Origin of the sequence: Photobacterium atrarenae (assembly GCF_024380015.1) — a bacterium.
GTDB lineage: Bacteria > Pseudomonadota > Gammaproteobacteria > Enterobacterales > Vibrionaceae > Photobacterium > Photobacterium atrarenae.
In genome coordinates, this window is sequence record NZ_CP101508.1 from 1,081,561 (window position 1) to 1,100,781 (window position 19,221).

The window sequence follows — 19,221 nt, forward strand, 5'->3', positions numbered from 1 at the left end:
TGTGAGGAGGAAGAATGAGTCAGTTTTTTTACGTTCACCCGGAAACACCGCAAAACCGCCTGATCAACCAGGCGGTTGCGATTATTCGCAACGGTGGGGTGATTGTCTATCCGACTGATTCCGGCTATGCGCTGGGATGCCAGTTGGAAAACAAGCAGGCGTTGGATCGGATTTGCCGTATCCGCCGCCTGGATGATAAGCACAATTTTACCTTGTTGTGCCGGGATTTATCGGAGTTGTCACTGTATGCCCGGGTCGATAACACGGCGTTTCGCCTGCTGCGCAATAACACACCGGGCGCTTATACGTTTATCTTTAAAGGGACCAAGGAAGTGCCGCGCCGGCTGATGAACCCGAAACGAAAAACCATCGGGATCCGGGTGCCGGACAATGCCATCGCCCTGGCTCTGCTTGAAGCGCTGGGCGAGCCGATGATGTCGACCTCACTGATTTTGCCGAATAGTGACGTGGCGGAGTCGGATCCGGATGATATCCGCGATAAGTTGGAGCATGCGGTTGATTTGATCATCAATGGTGGTTTCCTTGGGGAGCAGCCAACGACCGTGATTGATTTCAGCAATGATACGGTGGAAATTGCCCGCCAGGGTGCCGGGGATCCCGAGCCGTTTCTGTAACGGTGATTTAACGGGATGACATCGCGTTTAGCTGTGGTATCTGCGGCGCGGTTTTGGCATAATTCGCCGTCGCTTTAAGTGCGCTTAAAGCATGTATTGATGATGTTTCGACGCCTGTGAAGGCGACAAAGGTTTGTCTGATGAGTGAAAAATTACAGAAAGTGCTGGCCCGTTCCGGTCAGGGGTCCCGACGTGAGATCGAACAAATGATCCAACAGGGGCGTGTGAGCATCGACGGGAAGGTTGCCAAATTGGGTGATCGCCTGGACGATCTGAACACCCTGGTTCGAATTGATGGCCATAAAGTTGATTTGGTGGCACTTTCTGATGAAGTGTGTCGTGTATTGGCCTATAACAAGCCGGAAGGTGAGTTATGTACTCGTCATGATCCTGAGGGTCGTCGTACGGTTTTTGATCGTTTGCCGCGTCTGACTGAAGGCCGTTGGGTCTCTGTCGGTCGTCTGGATGCGAACACCGCAGGTTTGTTGCTGTTTACCACTGACGGTGAGCTGGCGAACCGCCTGATGCACCCGAGCCGCTGCGTGCAACGTGAGTACATGGTCCGTGTGTTCGGCGAAGTGACGGAAGACATGGTCCGTAACCTGGTGCGTGGTGTGGAGCTGGAAGACGGCATGGCCCGCTTTGAAGATGTGGTCTACGCTGGTGGTGAAGGGATGAACCATACCTTCTACGTGGTGATCACCGAAGGTCGTAACCGTGAGGTGCGCCGTCTGTGGGACTCACAAGGGGTGACGGTGAGTCGTCTGAAGCGTGTGCGTTACGGCGATATTTTCCTGACCAAAGATCTGCCTCGCGGCGGTTGGATGGAGCTGGAGCTGAAGGAAGTGAACTACCTGCGTGAAATGGTCGAGCTGCCACCGGAGTCGGAAACGATGCTGACGGTGGAAGGCCAGAAGCGTAAGAAAGGGGTTCGTCAGATCCGCCGTGCGGTTCGCCGCTATGAAGAGCGCGTCAGCGATGAAACCAAGGGCCGCCGTGGCCGTAAGGATAATCGCCGCACGACCAGCCGTAACCAGAATGCCGAAAGTGACCATGCCCAGCAGCGTCGCCGCAAGCCGTCCGGGAATGCGGCAAATCGTCGCAACCCGCTGAAAAACAAGCCGGCCAAACCGCGGACACGTAAGTAAGCGTCTGTCGCTGGAAGTGTCTGGGCCCTCCTGGCGTTGCCGGACCCCGGAAATAAAAAAGCAGCCGATGGCTGCTTTTTTTGTACCTGGTCTTTTTTGTACCTGGTCTTTTTTGTACTTGGTATTGATGGCTGGACTTTGCCCGTGGGGAGCTCGGATTAACTTTCCGCGCCCGCCGGTCCCGGTTTGCGTTTTGGCTGCGCATCAATGCACTGGCCATGGACATCTTTGCTCTCCGGCCCCATCAGGTAGAGATACAGCGGGATGATGTCTTCCGGTGTTTTCAGCAACGAGGCATCCTCGGCCGGGAAGGCCTTGGCCCGCATCCCGGTGCGGGTACCGCCCGGATTGATCGCATTGACCCGGACATGGGTGTTGCTCAGCTCATCGGCCAGCACCTGCATCATACCTTCGGTGGCGAATTTGGAGATGGCGTAAGCGCCCCAGAATGCCCGGCCCTGATGGCCGACAGAAGAAGAGGTGAAAATAATCCGGCCGTCTTTGGCTTTTTTGACCAGCGGCATCAGCGCCTGGGTCATCAGGAACTGGGCCTTGACGTTGACTTGCATCACCTCATCAAAGGTATCTTCACCAAGTTGATCGAACGGGCTCAGCACCCCCAGCAGGCCGGCATTGTGCAGCACGCCGTCCAGGTGGCCGAACTGACCTTCAATGGTCTCAGCCATATCGAGGTAGTTCTGCTTGGTCGCGCCCATTAGATCCAGCGGGATAATCGCCGGTTGGGGGTAGCCCAGCGCTTCTATTTCATCGTAAACGGCTTCAAGCTTCGCCACTGTGCGGCCAAGCAAAATAACAGTTGCACCGTGAGCTGCGTAGCTGATGGCAGCCTGACGACCAATGCCTTCTCCGGCACCGGTTACCAGAATGACGCGATCTTTAAGCGAATCGGCAGCAATTTGATATTCCACGTGTAACTTCCTTATTGGTTTTTTCGTTTTCCTATTGTATTGCGATAGCGGTATGGGTGACAACTTGGTTACAATGAAGAAAATGCCAAAAATGAGGACTCAACATTGGATTTTTTGTTTGATTACGGGCTGTTCCTGGCCAAAATTGCCACGGTGGTGATCGCGATTGTCAGTATTTTGGTGCTGGCGAAAGGACTGAGCGGTCGTCAGGGCGGGCAAAAAGGCGAGCTGGAAGTCACCAATCTGACCGAGCAACACAAAGACACGGTCCACCAGCTGGAATCACACCTGTATGACAAGCCGCTGCTCAAAGCGCGCGAAAAAGCGTCGAAAAAAGCCGATAAAGAAAAGAATAAAGCTCGCCAGAGTGAAATCAAGAAAGCAGCCAAGGAAGGGGAGCTGTCCCAGGCCCGTGAGGCGCGCTTGTTTGTCCTCGATTTCCACGGCAGCATAGATGCCCGTGAGGTTTCCGCATTGCGGGAAGAAGTGAGCGCGATTTTGGCGGTAGCCGCCGAAGGTGACGAAGTACTGCTGCGTCTGGAAACCGGTGGTGGCATGGTCCATGGCTACGGTCTGGCCTCTTCACAGCTTGATCGCCTGAAAGCGGCCGGGATCACCCTGACGATTGCCGTCGATAAAGTGGCAGCGAGTGGTGGTTATATGATGGCGTGTGTCGCCGATAAAATCATTTCGGCCCCGTTTGCTGTGGTTGGCTCGATCGGAGTGATTGCCCAGTTGCCGAACTTTAATAAACTGCTGAAAAAGCACGATATCGAATTTGAGCAAATCACCGCCGGTGAGTTTAAGCGAACGCTCACGATGTTCGGCGAAAATACAGATAAAGCGCGGGATAAGTTCAAATCTGAAATCGAGGAAACCCACGATCTGTTCAAGCTGTTTATTGCCGAGCACCGCCCGTCGCTGGCGCTGGATCAAGTGGCGACTGGTGAGCACTGGTTCGGCAAGCAGGCCTTAGAACTCGGTTTGGTGGATGAAATCGGCACCAGTGATGATGTGATCACTGCTGCCTGTAAGGAACGTGAAGTGTTGGCGGTGCGCTATGTCCAGCGTAAAAAACTGGCTGAGAAACTGGCCGGTGCGACCAGTGAGGCGGCTGATCGCCTGCTGCTGAAATGGATCAGCCGCGGCCAGCGTCCGATTGTCTGAGCCTGGGTGATGCCTGCTGGTGGATCCATCACAGCCCCGCATTAGCGGGGCTGTCATTTTTCTGGCGAATCATTCGCCTCGGCTTTGAGGCCGCTTAGTCCGCGAGGGTAAATTCCGGCGAAAGCTGGTGGGCGAGGTACTTGAACAGGTTAAATACCACGGTGGTTTTCTCGGTCGGCAGCCCTTGGTCGTCGAGGAAATAGTCACCGCGGAAGATCAGGACATCGTCTTTTTCTTCTACGCTCGTGGCGCGGATACCGTCCTGGTAAGCCTGGTGATCCTGAAGCAATTGGTTAGCGATCATCAGCAAGTCATTGGTTTTAATTTCTTTTTTATCACTCATAAAGATTCTCTCTGTGGTGACAGCCCCGCGATTTGAAAGCGGGATGCGGGAGCGGGGCGAGATGTGTCAGTGTATTGAAGTTCTGGGGAGAAAACAAATCCACATCTATAAAGAGGGAATTCTGAAATTGGTTAAAGAGTGTGTGCATTTGGTGAAAGTCTCCGCGATTTATGTGAGCCAAGACAAAAATTCATGGGTTTGAATAGTCAAAGCGGTTGCGAGGTGGTAATCATTAGCGCCCGTCGCCTCTTTCAAAGTGGAAAAATAGAAAATGAATCGGCGTTGAGCTACAACAAATACAGGAGGGCAAAGGGGTTAACCTGTATTTAACAAGTGGAGAAGGGACGAGCAAACAATTCGCTTTCTGCAAAAAGCAGTTGACCTTCACGGAATGTAGCCCAATATGTAAATACCAGTCACATTAAGTAACTATCTGTCCGAGGCCCTGGTTTTTCCTTGCGTTACGATAGGTTAGGAATAGTTATTTAATCAGATTGGTTAGTTAGCGTTGCCGTGCCACTGGGTCATTTTTAACGTGCAACTATTTGTTTTATTCTAAAGTTTTGCGAGCACGAGGACGTAATTGAGTCATTATGGGTAAATCTCTCGTTATCGTGGAGTCACCAGCCAAGGCGAAAACAATAAATAAGTACTTGGGCAAAGACTTCATTGTTAAATCTAGCGTGGGTCACGTCCGTGATTTGCCGACGGGTGCACGAAGCACGGGTAAAAAGGCGGCCCCGACCTCGACGAAAGGGTTGAGCGCCGAAGAGAAAGCCCGCATCAAAAAAGAAAAAGAACGTAAGTCGCTGATCGGCAAAATGGGGGTGAACCCCTACAACGGCTGGGAAGCGCAGTACGAAGTGCTGCCGGGGAAAGAAAAGGTAGTCAACGAGCTACAAAAACTGGCAGCGGATGCTGACTATGTCTACCTCGCGACCGATTTGGACCGCGAGGGAGAGGCCATTGCGTGGCACCTTCGTGAGCTCATCGGTGGCGATGAGGAACGCTATAAGCGAGTGGTTTTCAACGAAATCACCAAGAATGCAATTCAGCAGGCTTTCGAGCAGCCTGGCGAACTGAACATCGACGGCGTCAATGCCCAGCAAGCCCGCCGCTTTCTTGACCGCGTGGTCGGCTTTATGGTCTCGCCGCTGCTGTGGAAGAAAGTGGCCCGCGGCCTGTCGGCCGGCCGGGTTCAGTCGGTTGCGGTGAAGCTGATTGTCGAGCGTGAGCGCGAAATTAAAGCATTTACGCCGGAAGAATACTGGGACATGCACGCCAACACGCAGACCCAGGGCAAAGATGCCCTGCGCCTGATGGTGGCCCAGCAAGCCGGTAAGGCGTTCCGTCCGGAAAATGAAGCCGACACCATGGCGGCCAAAGCGCTGCTGGAACAGGCGGCGTTCACTGTGGTTGATCGTGAAGATCGCCCAACCAGCAGCAAGCCGTCCGCGCCATACATTACCTCGACGTTGCAACAGGCGGCCAGTACCCGTCTGGGTTACGGGGTGAAACGGACCATGGGTCTGGCCCAGCGCCTGTACGAAGCCGGTTATATTACCTATATGCGTACCGACTCGACGAACCTGTCCAAGGAAGCGGTGGCGTCGGCGCGTGAATATATCGGTCAGGAATACGGCGAGAACTATCTGCCGGCCCAGCCGAATGTTTACGGCAGCAAGGGCAATGCCCAGGAAGCGCACGAGGCGATCCGTCCTTCCAATGTAGAAGTGAAAGCGGAAAACCTGGAAGGGATGGAGCAGGACGCGGTCAAGTTGTACGACCTGATCTGGCGCCAGTTTGTGGCCTGTCAGATGGTTCCGGCGAAATACGACTCCACCACCATTACGGTGGAAGCGGGTGAATTCACGCTGAAAGCCAAAGGTCGCACCCTGCGTTTTGCCGGCTGGACACAGGTTCAGCGTCCGTCCGGGAAGAACGAAGACACCACATTGCCGATGGTTCATGTCGGCGATTCGCTGGCACTGGAGAGCCTGGAGCCGAAGCAGCACTTCACCAAGCCACCGGCACGCTTCACTGAAGCGGCCCTGGTGAAAGAGTTGGAAAAACGCGGGATCGGCCGCCCGTCAACCTACGCTTCGATCATCTCGACCATCCAGGATCGTGGTTATGTACGGGTCGATCAGCGTCGTTTCTACGCTGAAAAAATGGGCGAGATCGTCTCAGATCGTCTCGATGAGAGCTTCTCGGATCTGATGGATTACGACTTCACCGCGCGGATGGAAGGGAATCTGGATAAAATCGCCGAAGGCCAGGCGAACTGGAAGGCGGTCCTGGATAAATTCTTCAGTGACTTCTCTGCCGAGCTGGAAAAAGCAGAGTGTGATGAAGAAGAAGGCGGTATGAAGCCGAATAAGATCGTGCTGACCGACATCGAATGTCCGACCTGTGGTCGTCCGATGGGGATCCGCACGGCGTCGACCGGGGTGTTCCTGGGTTGTTCCGGCTACGCGCTACCACCGAAAGAGCGTTGTAAAACCACCATCAACCTGGGGGATGAGGAAGGGATCGTCAACGTCCTGGAAGAGGATGTTGAAACGGCCGCTCTGCGTGCCAAGAAACGTTGTCCGAAGTGTGACACGGCGATGGATGCCTACCTGATCGACCAGGAGCGTAAGCTGCACGTCTGTGGTAACAACCCGATCTGTGATGGTTATATCGTTGAGAAGGGGGAGTTCAAGCTCAAGGGCTATGACGGCCCGGTGATCGAATGTGACAAGTGCGGCTCCGACATGGAGCTGAAAAACGGTCGCTTCGGCAAGTACATGGGTTGTACCAATGAGAGCTGTAAGAATACGCGGAAAATCCTGAAAAACGGTGAAATTGCGCCGCCGAAAGAAGATCCGGTGCATCTGCCTGAGCTGCCGTGCAGCCAGGATCCGGATGCATACTTTGTCCTGCGTGACGGGGCTTCCGGTCTGTTTATGGCTGCCAGTACTTTCCCGAAATCACGGGAAACCCGTGCGCCGCTGGTTGCTGAGCTGGCTCGGTTTAAAGACCGCCTGTCACCGAAGTTTGCCTACCTGGCTGATGCGCCGCAGGAAGATCCGGATGGTCGCCCGACTGTGGTTCGCTTCAGTCGCAAGACCAAGGAAAACTACATTCGCTCGGAAATTGACGGCAAGCCATCGGGCTGGACCGGGCTCTACGTCGACGGTAAGTGGGAAATTACCGACAAGCGTAAAAAGCCAAAAGCCGAGAAAACAGAAAAGTAAGGACATGAAAAACCGCCGGAAGGCGGTTTTTTGTGTTTGGGCCATTGGTGTTGGAAATGATCAGAAGGTCAGGCTGCCTTGCTGCTCTGAGCCGGAACGCCACTATGGAAGCGGAAGTGCTCATCGGGCTGGGAGATGAGTTCAGCTTCCCGGGCACCGATCACCTTGACCCGCTCGCTGATATCTTCGCCGGCAATGGTTTCTGCCAGGATCAGGTAGTCTTGATAATGGCGTGCCTCGGAGCGCAGTAGTGAGATGTAGAATTTCTTCAGTTCTTCATCGAGGAACGGCGCCAGTTTGGCGAAACGTTCACAGGAGCGGGCTTCGATATAGGCACCGACAATCAGCTTGTCGACCAGGGTTGCCGGCTCATGGGTGCGGACGGCTTTCATCAGGCCCCGGGCGTAGCGGCCGGCACGCAGGCTGCTGTAGGGGATCCCGCGGCTGTCCATGATCTCAAGCACCTGTTCGAAATGGTGAAACTCTTCCTTGATGAGGCGAACCATCTTGTCGATCAGCTCCTGGCCGTGGGCGAAATCCTGGCGGGGCGTGAGCGGCGCGGAGAGACCGTTTTTTTTGCCGTGAAATGTGCTGGTATCGCGCAGTTTGCCGTAGACGAAGCCTTCATAGGGTTTGGCCCATGCCAAGAGTGCCTGGCCGCTCTCAGCATCAACGGCATATTTGCGGATCAGGAACATGGCCGTCTGGCTGGCCTTCAGTTCACAATTACAGTGATCGACCAACAAGTCGGTCAGGTTCTCCGGCTTACGGGCTTCTTCAATCCAGCTGTCGGGCGTGTCGCACTGAAGGAATTGTTGGATTGGCGAGAGCAGCTCGTCAATCATGCGCTGCGTGTCGTTCATGGGCATTCGTGTTGCGTCTGATAGTCAGTTAAACAGGAAGTTGGGGAGTATAGCAAGTTCTGCCCGTTGCGTCTCAGTTGGCGGTCAACTGTAACCGGGGATCAAAAAAGGCCGCGACGGCGGCCTTTGCGAAGTGTAGAAACGGGTTACCATTTCCGCTTGGGCTGGAACAGCACGTCGAGGTCGTCCTGCTCGCGGTCAATCATTTGTTGACGTTCCTGCTCGTGACTTTGATTCTGGCTGTCATCAATGTCAAGCAGCATGCCCTGCAGTTTCTCCCGTGCCTGGTTGGCATAGTTGTCGTTCTTGCTGGCCAGGACATCAATTCCTTTTTTGAGCAGCTGCTTCGCGGTTCCCAGCTGTCGTTTGGCCTTGGCATCGTTGGCGCGTTTAATGACATTTTCGATGTTGATCCGCAATTGGATCCCTTCGAGCCGGGCATTTTCTGCCACAAAAGCCTGGGTTGGAAAACGTCCCTTGCTGTGTTCATTACGGATCACGGTTTTCAGGCGTTTCACCAGCTGCAGCATCCCAATGGCTTGTTTGTCGGTACTGGGGACCTTAAACGGGGTAACATCAGCGTTGGAATAGTTTTCCTGCAACTGGCGGATCTGATCTCTCACATTCCTGATCCGCGGCGGCAGGCTTTTGTCCGAAGGATCGGTTTCGCTCATGCTTTCCAGCGAGTGTAAGACGCGCTGGTTCAGACACACCAGGAGCTCTTTACTATAAGGCAGGTGATGGGCATTCCCAATCAGCTCTTCTGTCGCATCAATGGTGGCAATGAATTTGGCCAGTTCCTGATGTTTTGCACTTTCAAGGCGTTGGCGATACTGAACGATCACGTTGTAGCCAATGACCAAGACCAGCAATAGCGAAATCAGGCCAATCATTAAAGGGATACTCATAGAATACGTCTGTCTTCCGTGCGTTTGAACGAGCCTCATAAGATACACTATCTCTCAATCCCGGCATAGCGTGGCGGCCAATTTTGCTAGCTTTATCCGTTAATCGGCAGGTTTTCATTTGGTCGACTTACTTGCCGGGTTAACTTCGGTATGATTGGGCATCCGGTTGGATGCCCAATCCGATTTTATGGCATAAAAAGCAGGCTTGCTCAGGGGGATTCGACTCAAGAAATGCTATGAAAGTTGCGAGATTCGATATATAACATGATGCAATACATGGTTGCACTGATATGATGTAACGGACTATAAGTTGGGCGGTACCATGAAATTACAACAGTTAAGATATATTGTTGAGGTGGTAAATCATAACCTTAACGTTTCTTCGACAGCAGAAAGCCTCTATACCTCACAGCCGGGGATCAGTAAACAGGTGCGTTTACTGGAAGATGAGCTGGGGATCCAGATTTTTGAGCGCAGCGGTAAGCACCTCACCAAAGTGACACCGGCCGGGGAAGAGATTGTGCGGATTTCGCGCGATATCCTGTCACGGGTCGAAAGCATCAAGGCCGTTGCCGGCGAGCACACTCATCCTGAAATGGGTACCCTGAATATTGCCACGACGCATACCCAGGCGCGTTATGCGTTGCCTTCGGTGATCCAGGGATTTACCGCGCGCTATCCGAAGGTGTCGCTGCATATGCACCAGGGCACGCCGTCTCAGATTGCAGATGCGGTGGCCAAAGGCACAACGGACTTTGCCATTGCGACTGAAGCCCTGCACCTGTATCAGGACATGATCATGCTGCCGTGCTATCACTGGAATCGCTCGATCGTGGTCAAGGCCGATCACCCGCTGGCGAAAAAGTCTGAAATTACCATTCATGATCTGGCGGCGTATTCGCTGGTGACCTATGTCTTTGGCTTTACCGGGCGTTCTGAACTCGACAGTGCGTTTAACCGCTCTGGTCTGACGCCACGGATTGTGTTTACCGCAACCGATGCTGATGTGATCAAAACCTATGTCCGTCTGGGGATTGGGGTCGGGGTGATTGCCAGTATGGCGATGGATCCGGACACTGATGATGACCTGGTAGCGATTGATGCCAGCCACATCTTTGAAGCCAGCACGACCAAGATTGGGTTTAAGAAAGGGACCTTTTTGCGCAGCTACATGTATGACTTCATGGAGCGCTTTGCTCCGCACCTGACTCGCAATGTGGTCGATCAGGCTGTAGCGCTGAAAACCAACGCAGAAATTGAAGCCATGTTTGCCAGTATGGCGCTGCCGGTTCGCTAACGGGTCCGGTTATTGCAATTCCCGCGAAGGGCTGTCAGAAGACAGCCCTTTTCTTTTGCGACGGCAAACATGGGTAGGTAGATGCGCCGCTTGTGGTATAAAATGCCGGGTCTTGTTGCTAATGTCTCTGAAGAGTTCTGACATGACTGGATATTCACCGCGGTTTCACCGTCTGGACAAGCTGCTGACCGACAATCGTGCGTTCTGGCAGTTTATGCCGTTTGCTGCCACAGACTTGATTTGGCAATCCAGTCATCCGGGGTTGTGCGACTGGCTTAACGGGTTGAGTGATGAGGCAATCGCCGCGTTCCTGCACGATGGCGAGGCACTGGCTTTAGCGCTGTCGCCCTGGTTGCCCGCTGCGCCCGAGTTGTATCGCCTGTCGCAGCTCGAGGCCCTGCAACCGTCGGGTGATGCGTCTGAGCCTGCCTGGCCCCAGGGGCTGGATGTCGGGATCCCGGGGCGCAAGTGGCAACAGATCACTGCGTTTAATCGTGCTACTCCGGCATTGCAACTGCCGATTCTTGAGTGGTGTGCCGGCAAAGGGCATCTGGGTCGGGTACTGGCAGTCAGCCACCAGATGCCGGTGGTCAGCCTGGAGTGGCAGCAGACCTTGTGTGAAGAAGGGGATGTTGCCGCCCGCCGGCTGCAATTGCCGATCCGTTTTGTCCATGCTGATGCGTTCGAGCCTGCCAGTGCCGAGCATGTGCTGGCCAGGCAGCACGCCGTGGCGCTGCATGCCTGTGGTGACTTGCATGTCGCACTGTTACAGCGGGTTACAGAGCGCCGGGGGAAGGCCGTGACAATTTCCCCGTGTTGCTACCACTTGATCCGAGAGAGCCATTATCAACCGCTCTCGCGCGTCGGTCAGCAAAGCCAGCTCCAGCTGAGCAAGCATGATTTGCGCTTGCCGCTGCAGGAGACAGTGACGGCCGGGCAGCGGGTGCGTCGCCAGCGCCGGACCGAGGTCAGCTTCCGACTGGGTTTTGATAGCCTGCAGCGATTCGTACGCGGTAGTGATACTTATCTGCCGGTGCCGAATGTGCAAAAGGCCCAGCTCAATGCCGGCTTTGCCAGTTTCTGCCGCTGGGCGGCCGAGAAGAAACAGCTTGAGCTGCCATCAGCGATCGATTTTGAGCACTGGCTGCAACAGGGTGAACAGCGCTTTGCCCGGGTTGAGCGAATGGAGCTGGTACGCCAGCTGTTTCGTCGACCGCTGGAATTGTGGCTGATTGAAGATCGGGTCGGTTATTTAGAAGAGCGTGGCTATCAGGTGTCGGTCGGGGCCTTTTGCGACAAGCCGGTGACGCCACGGAATATTCTGATCCACGCCGAGCGAAAGGATAACTGAGCATGGAAACCAGCACCTTAGTTTATTGTGCCCTGGCATTGGCTGCGGGGTGTTTTGTCCAAAGTACGGTTGGCTTTGGCATGGCGATTGTGGCTGCGCCGATCGTGTACATGTTTGAGCCGCGCTTTGTTCCGGGTACGATCACGCTGGTCGGATTGGTCCTGGCGCTGATTAATATGTGGCAGTATCGCCGGATGCTGTCGTTCAGGGGGCTCTCCGCCGCTTTTATTGGCCGGGTACCGGGCACGATTGCTGCCGGGTTCCTGCTGTTGTATATCAGCGCCGAATCGCTGGCGCTGGTGCTGGGGGCCGGGGTACTGCTGGCAGTGGTGATCAGCCTGATGAAGGTGCGGATTAAACCGACCGGTAAGGCGCTGTTCTGGGCCGGGTTTGCTTCCGGCCTGATGGGAACCAGTACCAGTATCGGTGGCCCGCCGATGGCCCTGGTGTTGCAGCATGCCGAAGCCGGGAAGTTGCGGGCCAATCTGGCCGGTTATTTCGCTTTCAGCTGTGTGCTCTCGCTGATAGCATTGTCAGCGACCAATCACTTCAGCTGGTGGCATTTCAAGTACGGCATGATGATCCTGCCGGCGCCTATTCTGGCTACCTGGCTGGCATACCGGGTCCAGCACCTGATCCGGGCGGAATGGCTGCGCTATGCATTATTGGTGCTCTGCTCTGTCTCCGGAGTGATCGCGATCTGGCAGGGGGTCTAACCTCCGGTATCTGCTGAAAGGACAGATAGCCTGCTCACGGGTGGTTATACAGGTGCCGCCTGCGAGGTGTCGGCCGGTTTGACCGGGATCGGGTTGAGCAGGCTGAAATTGTTGGCTTCGATTTCGACCGGCGGTAGTGGTTTGCCGAGGTAATAACCCTGGCAGTAATCAAAATTACACTGCTGCAGGTATTGCAGCTGCTTAATGGTCTCAACCCCTTCCGCAACCACTTTCAGCGCCAATTTCTCACAAATGGCCCGGGTCGCTTCAATGATGGCCTGGCTGCTCTTGTGTTCCCCCTGGACGAAACTCTGGTCCAGCTTCACGGTACTGATCGGGAGATCCTGGAGCTGCGACAGGGAGGAATAACCGGTGCCGAAGTCATCAAGATATAATTCCAGCCCCAATCCGGCCAGGGCATCCAGGCATTGCTTCGCCTCGTCATATTCCTGCAGCATGGTGGACTCGGTAAGCTCCAGCGCCAGCTGTGATGGCTGAATATCATATTGCTCCAGCAGGGCCTGGATTGCGGGTGCCAGGCTGGTCTGGAGTTGCGCCCGCGAGAGGTTGACGCTGACGGTAAACCGATGTTGGTATTTTTGGTGCCAGGCGGCCAGTTGCTGGCAGGCTGTTTTCAAAATCCAGTGGCCCAGCGGAACAATCTGGCCGGTTTCTTCGGCCAGGGGAATAAATTCGCCCGGAGAAACCTGTCCTAGCTCGTCATCGTACCAGCGGATCAAGGCCTCAAACCCTTTGAGCTGGTGGCTCGCCAAATCGACAATTGGCTGATAATAGAGTTGAAAATTTTGGCTTTCCAGCGCCAGGGTCAGGTGGTGGCGCAGGGTCATTTTTCGATACAGGGCATCAGCCATGTCCGGTGAAAAGTGATGGTTGCGGTTGCGACCCCGTAGCTTGGCGCGGTGCATCGCCATATCGGCCTGGATGATCAGGGTCTCAATTTCGCGGGCATCTTCGGGGAAGCTGGCAATGCCAATGCTGCATCCAACTGAGAGATCGCCTACTTCCTGGATATGAAATGGCTTGTTCAGGGCGGTGATGATGGTTTTGGCAAAGCGGGACGGGGTGTCCAGGTTACGGTGCTCAGCCTGAATGATAAATTCGTCGCCGCCAAAGCGAGCCAGCAGTCCTTTGTTTTTGACGATATCCAACACCCGAATTGCGACCGCACGCAGGAGCTTGTCACCGACGGCGTGGCCATAGGTGTCGTTAACCAGCTTGAAACCGTCCAGGTCAAGGAAAAATAAGCTATAAGGTTGGCGACTGTGCTGGTTTTCGGCAATGGCCCGGGTCAGGCCACGGCGGTTGAGCAGGCCGGTCATAAAGTCATGCTCGGCATTGTAGCGGGCTTTGCTGAGTTGCTCTTTTTCCTGGTGAATGTTCACCAGGCTCAGCAGTAGTTGTTGTTTGTCCTGCAGCCATTGGCCGTGAATTTCAAACCAGCAATGGCTGCGGCCGGTCCAGCACAACTTCTTCAAAGCCAGTGAGCCGTGGTCACGGGCTTGCGACAGCCAGTTGTCGGCCAGCGCGGCATCGCCAAGAAAGTTGGCCAGATCGGGTAACTGGTTGCCGAATGCTTGTTCGAAAGCGGTATTGGCACTCAGTAGCTCGCCGCTGGCGGCAAACAGCAGCGCCAGGTTGGTACAGCCGGCAAACGCCAGCTCGCGGCGTAAACTGGATTCCTCTGCAATAACTTCCACCAGCATCGCCATTCTGCCGTCCGGGAGTGGTATCCCGGAGAAATGGCACAGGGCTTTTTTTTGCAGACCTTTGGGGTTGAATGACCACCAGGTTTTGATCGCTTCCCCGGCGGCGAAGCGCTGTCGGTAGACGTCCAGCAAGGCGTGGACAGCCTGGGTCATATCCAGGCTCAGATCCCGGGCCGTGAGCTCGGTGAGGGTGTTCGCTTCCCATAGGGCTAGAGAGGCCGGATTTGCCCACAGGATTTTCTTATGTTGAAGATCAAACACCCAGACCGGTGACTGGAGGTGTGCAAACAGCGAAAAAGTACGGTTCATACCAAGGCAGGGTATTAATGATAGTTATAGTATCAATAGGTTATATGAAAATGCTCACGCTCAGTACGCAGAGAAGATAAAAGCGTGATATGCATCCATGAACATGGTGCTATATAAACTAAATGATTGAAATTGAGTATGAAAAAAGATAGTCCGGTTCAGGTTAATAATCGAGCGACAAGCTGAGGCCGATAAACGGGCCCGTGTTGGGATGAAGCTGTCGGGGCTGGCCAGGTGCGAAGACGGATTCGGGGGACCATAGGGTGGTTGAGAGTCGGACATGGACTCCATGGTCCCACCAGCGATTAACCCAATGGTGAATATGTCCGACCGGGTTGAGCAGGAATAAGCTCACATCGCCCAGAAACCTGGAGTGCATCACCTGTCCGTCATTGGCCAGGATTTCGGCTTCTGTCAACAACATCCACTCGCCTACCGCAGCGCCGAAGATAGGGGTGACAATGAGATCCTGAATTGAGGGCTGCTCAGCCAGTGCTTCAATCCCGTACTCCCAGTAAAAGGTGGAGAGAGCCGCGGAGTACAGAAAAGAATCCCACTCATCATAGCCGGCATGTCGGGCCGTGGTGTAATAGACGCCGCCAAAGTAAGGATGCATGACATAGTTGAGGATATGGTCATCTTGATCCCAGGTCGGCCCGGCCGACACGTTATCCCACCACTGTCGTCCTAAATGATTCAGGCTTAGATCGGCACCTTCCCAGTGGGTCACACTGTCCGGCAGCAAGGTCATCAGCCCGGCGGTCGCTACACTCAGCCCCAGAATGGTATAGGACTGGGCTTTGAGATAAGGCCAGTTTTTCTGATCTGGGACCAGGTCGTCGGGGGACGGCTTCGGGTCGGCCGCTGGGCCGCGCTCGAGGGATACATTGTGGTATTGGTCCGGGATAATTTGATACAGAAAAAGATCGTGAGCGTGGAATGTCGGGGCTGGCGCTCTTCCGGTGGCAAAAGCGGAAAAGCTGAGCAAAGCGCTCAGCAATATAAGAACTTGAAAAAAGCTGCTGTCGCGTCGCAATCAGGGCTCCGCCAGTTAAAGGATTTAATACCAATCGTAGTCAAGAACGGGTCATCCTCGCTTGTTAAAACGCCTGGGAACTGCGTTAGAGTTTTCGATTGTAGAATCACGACGTCTCAAAACAACCGACCTTGTTCTCAAGTGTTTTCTCTAGGATATTTCTGATCACTGACTGACTGCGATTGGCATAAGTATCGATGAAGCCAGGGGAAATTCCCTGCAAAGAAAAAGGCTTGCCGGGCAAGCCTTTTACAACGGTGGAGAAAAGTACGGCTGGCCTGCTATCCCACGGCCGGGATCATTCCGGCCATTTGTAAAAATTGCGCTGAGATGATCAGGATCCCGGCTCCTGTGGCGGCGGTCAGGGCAACAGAGCCGCCGCGAACCTGGTAGCTGTCATCTTCTGCCGGGCGCTGGCGGCGCTGGGCTTTGACCATCGCAACCGGCAGGAAGATGGCCAGGATCACCAGGGCGATAGCGGCAAAGCCAAGGGCCATAATAAAACCTTGTGGGTAGAACAGGGCAAAGCACAGCGGCGGCACGAAGGTGATCAGTGCGGTTTGCAAGCGGGCAGTGCCTTTGGTACCGCGATTGAGGCTGTCGGACATAAAATCGAACAGCCCCAGACTGACCCCCAGGAATGAAGTCGCCAGTGCCAGATCGGCAAATACGGAGACGGACTGGCTCACCGCGGGGCTGTGCAGCAGCTCACTGAGGGACGCGATAAAGGTGCCGAGTGTCGTACTGGCCATGAGTGCTGGTTGGCTGAGCACCCCCTGGCTGGTGATCTGCCACAGCACGTAGACGATCAGCGGTGTCGCTGAGCCCAGGATCATGATCTTGCGCAGGGCTTTCATATCCAGGCCGACGTAGCGAACAATCGACGGAATGCTGCCGTGAAAGCCGAATGAGGTAAAAATCACCGGCAGGGCTGAGAGCAGTAGCCCCTTCTGAACCGGCATTTCTACCAGGTTAATACCCTGTACGTGCGGTGCCAGCAGCACCAGCATGGTGGCGAGTGCGACCAGTTTGAGGGTAAAGAGCGCGCGGTTGACGAGATCAACTGAATGCGTGCCGATAGATACGACGGCGCCGATCATCACGGTGAATATCACGGTGCTGGCCTGGGCGCTGACGTTCAATCCCATCCAATTGTTCAGCTTGTCATTCAGCTGTGCCCCGCCGCCGGCGATGTAGGCTGCGCACAGAGAGTAGAACAGGAACATCATCGCAAAGCCGGCTATGAGCTGGCCTTTGCGTCCGAGAAGTTGCCGGGCCAGGGTGTGCAGGGTGGCATTTTGATCCGCATGTTGATGGACTTCTAACATTAACAGGGCGGTGTAAATCATCAGGCCCCAAAGACCAAGCATGGTCAGGGTTGCGGTGGCAAAGCCGAGCCCGGCTGATGCCAAGGGAAGTGCTAGCATGCCGGCACCGATGGTGGTCCCGGCGATGATCAGGGTACTGCCGAAGGTTTTGTTCATAGACATTGGGTCGAAGCTCCCGATTACTTTCTTTTGTTTTATGAGGGAGATAGCGCGCAAACTGCCTGTGGTTGTGCTCTCCCGATTTTTGGGTTGAGGACTGAGTTTAGTTGGGTCTCCAACTTTTGCCTCAAGGGGTGGGGCGGCCACAATCGCACGAATAAGATGAAGAGGGTATAAGTGGTTACTTATCTTTACACCCGATCGAGCCATTGTGGCTATCGATAGAAGGTGTTTTGATGGTGCTTATTCATGTGATTTCCGTATAAACCTAGTAATAAAACCTGGATAAAACAGCGCAGAGCATAGTATCTATGGTTTGCTACCATAATGGTGGACGGCCAAACTGTCAACTGTAGATTGACAGTGTGTAACGATATATTTACGATCTGGTGTGCTGTTGGGGCATTCAATTTTCGCGCCTCAAGTTTCGGCTACTTTGTTCAGCACATGTTTTGCTCAACCCACTTCATATTTGTGTCATTTTCAGAGGGAACTGGTATAAGGTGTATAGAACCAAACCCTTCCCGGGAACATGTCCTCGAAGGGATTTGGGTGACCGATCCAATCACAATAAACGAGGAAAATAGTGTGCGGGTAGCAATGATTAGTACAGGTGAAGAAGTGCTGCATGGCGATATTGTCGATACCAATGCGGCATGGTTGTCGCGGCTGTTTTTTCAGCATGGGTTCCCTTTATCCCGCAGAACAACGGTGGGAGATCAGCTCTCTGATCTCGCATCCGAGATCGAGCACTGTAGCCTGACGGCCGATATTGTGGTGGTTAATGGCGGGTTGGGGCCGACAACCGATGACTTAACCGCTCAGGCCGCCGCAATTGCGGCAGACAGTGGACTCGAGCAGTCGGATCACTGGGTCGCACAGATGCAGGCTAAATATCAGGCGATGGGCCGGGAAATGCCGGCGGCCAACCTCAAGCAGGCGATGCTGCCTGAAGGTGCGGTGTTGCTGGATAACCCCGTTGGAACGGCTTGTGGTTTTGCCATGAAGCTCAATCGTGCCTGGTTGTATTTTACCCCTGGGGTGCCCAGTGAGTTTAAGCAAATGGTCACCGATGAGATTTTGCCACGGTTGAAACAGCAGTTTAGTGAGGTGGCGGCACTGGACTGCCATCGCTTTTATACGTTTGGCTTGTCTGAATCCGGCATTGGTCAAACCCTGGCAGCCATCAAGTTACCTGAGGGGTATCAACTCGGCTACCGCTCCTCGTTGCCTTTTATTGAGGTGAAGCTGTTCACCCCGCGTCACGCTCGCCAGGCGCGGGAGGTTCAGCAGCAACTGGTGGCTTGCCTGGGTGAGCATGTGGTGAGTGTGGATCGGGAAATGGTTGCTCATGTGGGCCAGCAGCTGCAATCTGCGGGCCTGGATGTCATGGTGGTTGAGCATTGTTCCGGCGGCTGGCTGACGAACTGGTTGTCCGGTGATCCGCTGTGTCGTCAGGCGCTGCGGAGCGGGCAAACACGGATGGTAGATACCGGCGAGCAAGACCGGACACTGGCAGCGATGCTGGCGTATGCGACGGAAGAGCGGGCGCAGTCTGGCGCATCGATAACGCTGATTTCGGGCGCGTGGGGTGAGTCGGGTTTTCAGGTCGGCCTGGTGACGCCGACTGGTTGTTGGGGCCAGGTGGTCTTGACTCGGCGTGAATACAGCAATCAGGCTCAGCGGAACATCGTCGCAACAGTCATCCTGGATATGCTGCGGCGTTACCTGGCGGGTCAAGCTGTCATTGGTCAGTATGAATTTCTGAGTTGTGCTGAGCAGCTTCATCTTCCGGCTGAAGCTCTGTGTGGGGATTAAGGTTTGCCTGCCAGGCAATCCGTCATGAAGGCCGCCTGCGGGCGGTTTTTTTGTGGCTGAAGTTCATAAAACCGGGTCTGAACTCACAGAGACTATTGTGAAACTCATAGCGTACTGAACAATTTTATGTGAATCATTTCGTGCTAACGGAAAAAATCCTTTGATTTTGTAGTGTTATTTTTGCGGGTTTCTTTTTATTTATCATCATTCTGGGTAACATCATTACGTGGTGAAAAACATGATACGGC

General features: G+C 54.3%; 15 protein-coding genes. 8 read left to right on the forward strand and 7 right to left on the reverse strand.

Annotated elements, in window-relative coordinates; genetic code table 11:
- Positions 1–14: 14 nt before the first annotated feature.
- Complete coding sequence (locus NNL38_RS05215; RefSeq protein WP_255389966.1) at positions 15–635, forward strand: L-threonylcarbamoyladenylate synthase; 621 nt, start codon at positions 15–17, stop codon at positions 633–635.
- Between the two features lie 140 nt (positions 636–775).
- Entirely contained in the window at positions 776–1,783 is a 1,008-nt protein-coding gene (gene rluB, locus NNL38_RS05220) for a 23S rRNA pseudouridine(2605) synthase RluB (RefSeq protein ID WP_255389967.1), read from the forward strand.
- Positions 1,784–1,941: 158 nt separating this feature from the next.
- Here the strand turns inward: rluB and NNL38_RS05225 are convergent, their stop codons facing one another.
- The gene (locus NNL38_RS05225) at positions 1,942–2,712 is read right to left on the reverse strand and encodes a YciK family oxidoreductase (RefSeq protein WP_255389968.1); all 771 of its coding nucleotides are present in this window, start codon (positions 2,710–2,712) and stop codon (positions 1,942–1,944) included.
- A 105-nt stretch (positions 2,713–2,817) separates the two neighbouring features.
- Here NNL38_RS05225 and sohB point away from each other — a divergent pair, with 105 nt between their 5' ends.
- Entirely contained in the window at positions 2,818–3,879 is a 1,062-nt protein-coding gene (gene sohB / locus NNL38_RS05230) for a protease SohB (protein ID WP_255389969.1), read from the forward strand.
- A 94-nt stretch (positions 3,880–3,973) separates the two neighbouring features.
- Here sohB and NNL38_RS05235 read toward each other — a convergent pair whose 3' ends face one another.
- Positions 3,974–4,222: a DUF2498 family protein gene (locus NNL38_RS05235; protein WP_255389970.1), complete on the reverse strand. Its 249-nt coding sequence runs from the start codon at positions 4,220–4,222 to the stop codon at positions 3,974–3,976.
- A gap of 593 nt (positions 4,223–4,815) precedes the next feature.
- On the opposite strand from NNL38_RS05235, the gene topA reads away from it, so the two are divergent.
- Positions 4,816–7,461 (forward strand): type I DNA topoisomerase, encoded by a 2,646-nt coding sequence (topA, locus tag NNL38_RS05240; RefSeq protein ID WP_255389971.1) that lies wholly within the window; start codon positions 4,816–4,818, stop codon positions 7,459–7,461.
- Positions 7,462–7,529: 68 nt separating this feature from the next.
- Here the strand turns inward: topA and miaE are convergent, their stop codons facing one another.
- Together miaE and NNL38_RS05250 are read right to left on the reverse strand one after the other, a co-directional pair.
- Positions 7,530–8,324, reverse strand: coding sequence for a tRNA isopentenyl-2-thiomethyl-A-37 hydroxylase MiaE (miaE, locus tag NNL38_RS05245; protein ID WP_255389972.1), 795 nt, complete (start codon positions 8,322–8,324; stop codon positions 7,530–7,532).
- Between the two features lie 146 nt (positions 8,325–8,470).
- On the reverse strand, positions 8,471–9,232 hold the full coding sequence (locus tag NNL38_RS05250) for a DNA repair protein (protein WP_255389973.1): 762 nt from the start codon (positions 9,230–9,232) through the stop codon (positions 8,471–8,473).
- 322 nt (positions 9,233–9,554) lie between these two features.
- Here NNL38_RS05250 and cysB point away from each other — a divergent pair, with 322 nt between their 5' ends.
- The 3 genes from cysB (at position 9,555) to NNL38_RS05265 (ending at position 12,596) form a co-directional block, all read left to right on the forward strand.
- On the forward strand, positions 9,555–10,529 hold the full coding sequence (cysB, locus tag NNL38_RS05255; RefSeq protein ID WP_255389974.1) for an HTH-type transcriptional regulator CysB: 975 nt from the start codon (positions 9,555–9,557) through the stop codon (positions 10,527–10,529).
- Positions 10,530–10,671: 142 nt separating this feature from the next.
- Positions 10,672–11,880, forward strand: a complete 1,209-nt coding sequence (locus tag NNL38_RS05260) for a methyltransferase (protein ID WP_255389975.1) — start codon at positions 10,672–10,674, stop codon at positions 11,878–11,880.
- Positions 11,881–11,882: 2 nt separating this feature from the next.
- Positions 11,883–12,596 (forward strand): sulfite exporter TauE/SafE family protein, encoded by a 714-nt coding sequence (locus NNL38_RS05265; protein ID WP_255389976.1) that lies wholly within the window; start codon positions 11,883–11,885, stop codon positions 12,594–12,596.
- 44 nt (positions 12,597–12,640) lie between these two features.
- On the opposite strand, the gene NNL38_RS05270 is transcribed toward NNL38_RS05265, so the two are convergent.
- The 3 genes from NNL38_RS05270 to NNL38_RS05280 form a co-directional block, all read right to left on the reverse strand.
- Positions 12,641–14,632, reverse strand: coding sequence for a putative bifunctional diguanylate cyclase/phosphodiesterase (locus NNL38_RS05270; protein ID WP_255389977.1), 1,992 nt, complete (start codon positions 14,630–14,632; stop codon positions 12,641–12,643).
- Between the two features lie 163 nt (positions 14,633–14,795).
- Positions 14,796–15,632, reverse strand: coding sequence for a DUF3943 domain-containing protein (locus tag NNL38_RS05275; protein WP_255389978.1), 837 nt, complete (start codon positions 15,630–15,632; stop codon positions 14,796–14,798).
- A 317-nt stretch (positions 15,633–15,949) separates the two neighbouring features.
- A complete protein-coding gene (locus NNL38_RS05280; protein ID WP_255389979.1) occupies positions 15,950–17,158 on the reverse strand; it encodes an aromatic amino acid transport family protein in 1,209 nt (402 codons plus the stop codon).
- Between the two features lie 597 nt (positions 17,159–17,755).
- Here NNL38_RS05280 and NNL38_RS05285 point away from each other — a divergent pair.
- Entirely contained in the window at positions 17,756–18,973 is a 1,218-nt protein-coding gene (locus NNL38_RS05285; protein WP_255389980.1) for a CinA family nicotinamide mononucleotide deamidase-related protein, read from the forward strand.
- Positions 18,974–19,221: the final 248 nt, after the last annotated feature.

Coding starts and splice junctions, on each gene's coding strand:
- NNL38_RS05215 (WP_255389966.1), top strand. CDS start 15: ATGAGTCAGTTTTTTTACGTTCACCCGGAAACACCGCAAAACCGCCTG.
- rluB (WP_255389967.1), top strand. CDS start 776: ATGAGTGAAAAATTACAGAAAGTGCTGGCCCGTTCCGGTCAGGGGTCC.
- NNL38_RS05235 (WP_255389970.1), bottom strand. CDS start 4,222: ATGAGTGATAAAAAAGAAATTAAAACCAATGACTTGCTGATGATCGCT.
- topA (WP_255389971.1), top strand. CDS start 4,816: ATGGGTAAATCTCTCGTTATCGTGGAGTCACCAGCCAAGGCGAAAACA.
- miaE (WP_255389972.1), bottom strand. CDS start 8,324: ATGAACGACACGCAGCGCATGATTGACGAGCTGCTCTCGCCAATCCAA.
- NNL38_RS05250 (WP_255389973.1), bottom strand. CDS start 9,232: ATGAGTATCCCTTTAATGATTGGCCTGATTTCGCTATTGCTGGTCTTG.
- cysB (WP_255389974.1), top strand. CDS start 9,555: ATGAAATTACAACAGTTAAGATATATTGTTGAGGTGGTAAATCATAAC.
- NNL38_RS05260 (WP_255389975.1), top strand. CDS start 10,672: ATGACTGGATATTCACCGCGGTTTCACCGTCTGGACAAGCTGCTGACC.
- NNL38_RS05265 (WP_255389976.1), top strand. CDS start 11,883: ATGGAAACCAGCACCTTAGTTTATTGTGCCCTGGCATTGGCTGCGGGG.
- NNL38_RS05270 (WP_255389977.1), bottom strand. CDS start 14,632: ATGAACCGTACTTTTTCGCTGTTTGCACACCTCCAGTCACCGGTCTGG.
- NNL38_RS05280 (WP_255389979.1), bottom strand. CDS start 17,158: ATGTCTATGAACAAAACCTTCGGCAGTACCCTGATCATCGCCGGGACC.
- NNL38_RS05285 (WP_255389980.1), top strand. CDS start 17,756: ATGATTAGTACAGGTGAAGAAGTGCTGCATGGCGATATTGTCGATACC.